The sequence below is a fragment of the Elstera litoralis genome (assembly GCF_000963705.1).
GTDB classification, from domain to species: Bacteria; Pseudomonadota; Alphaproteobacteria; order Elsterales; family Elsteraceae; genus Elstera; species Elstera litoralis.
This window is the reverse complement of record NZ_LAJY01000553.1, coordinates 1-1,755: the sequence shown is the minus strand read 5'-3', so window position 1 is coordinate 1,755 and position 1,755 is coordinate 1. Positions and strand designations below refer to the sequence as shown.

Here is a 1,755-nt window from a genome sequence, read left to right as displayed (position 1 = left end):
GGCAACGATATATTCGCCGCCCTGACGGCTCGGTACCAACTCGCTGACGAAACGCATGTCGGAATCGAGTTCCGCATTCGCCTCAGCAATCGTGTAGCGCCCTTCTTCCATCGCGGACAAATAGATGACATCGCTGGAAACGATCCCGTCCTTGACCTTGCGGTAGGGGCTTTCGATAAAGCCGTATTGATTGACCCGCGCGTAAGTGGCGAGCGAGTTGATAAGACCGATATTCGGGCCTTCCGGCGTTTCAATCGGGCAGATACGGCCATAATGGGTCGGATGCACGTCGCGGACTTCAAAGCCCGCGCGTTCGCGCGTCAAACCGCCCGGCCCAAGCGCCGACAGGCGGCGCTTATGGGTGATTTCCGAGAGCGGGTTGGTCTGATCCATAAACTGGCTGAGCTGCGACGAGCCGAAGAACTCGCGCACCGCTGCCGCTGCCGGCTTCGCGTTGATGAGATCGTGCGGCATGACCGTGTCGATTTCGACCGACGACATGCGCTCGCGAATAGCGCGCTCCATGCGCAGCAGGCCGAGACGATATTGATTTTCCATCAATTCGCCGACCGACCGAACGCGGCGGTTGCCGAGATGATCGATATCGTCGATTTCGCCGCGACCGTCTTTCAGATCGCACAGCAGCTTGACGATCGACAGCACGTCGTGCTTGCGCAAGACGCGCATGGTATCCGGCACATCCAGGCCCAGGCGCGCATTCATCTTCACGCGGCCCACCGCCGACAGATCATAGCGTTCCGAGTCGAAGAATAGATCGCCGAACAGCTTTTCCGCCGTTTCGAGGGTCGGCGGCTCGCCGGGGCGCATGACGCGGTAAATATCGATCAGCGCGTCTTCGCGGGTCTTGTTCCGGTCCACGGCCAGCGTGTTGCGGATGTAGGGACCCACATTGACGTGATCGATATTCAGCGTCGGCAGCTCGTTGACATTCACATCGGCCAAGGTTTCGAGAAGCTGTTCGCTCACCTCTTCCCCGGCTTCGACGTAAATTTCGCCCGTGGTTTCATTGATGATATCGGCGGCCACATAGCGCCCGACCAGATCTTCGGTCGGCACCAGCACGGCTTCGAGACCTTCGGCCACGAGCTTATTGGCGAGGCGCGGCGTGATCTTGGTTTCTTTGGGCAGACGGACTTCACCCGTCGTCGCATCGACCAGATCATAGGCCAGCTTCATGCCCTTGAACTGTTCGGGACGGAACGGCATTTTCCAGCCGCCCGGCGTGCGCTCGAAGGGGAGCGTTTCATAGAAATGCTGAAGGATTTCTTCGGCGGGCATCCCGGTCGCTTCGAAGGGAGCCAGCGCGCCGCCCTCTTCCGCCCGCTTCACGCGCAGCTCTTCGGTCATCGCCGAATCGAGCGCCAGCATCAGCGTCGTCGCCGGCAGTTTGCGGCGGCGATCGATACGGACGTAGACGATATCCTTCGCGTCGAACTCGAAATCGAGCCACGAGCCGCGATAGGGAATAACGCGCGCCGCAAACAGATATTTGCCCGACGAATGGGTCTTGCCGCGATCGTGATCGAAGAACACGCCCGGCGACCGATGCATCTGGCTGACGATGACGCGCTCGGTGCCGTTGATGATGAACGTGCCGTTGCCCGTCATCAGGGGCATATCGCCCATATAGACTTCTTGTTCTTTAATGTCGCGGATCGACCGGGCGCCCGTGTCCTCGTCGATGTCCCACACGACCAGACGGAGCGTAACCTTCAGCGGTGCAGCAAAGGTAAT

1 pseudogene is annotated in these 1,755 nt (G+C 59.7%); it reads right to left on the bottom strand.

What is annotated here, in order from left to right:
- A pseudogene (locus VZ95_RS17330) lies at window positions 1-1,755 on the bottom strand (DNA-directed RNA polymerase subunit beta); the annotation flags it as partial.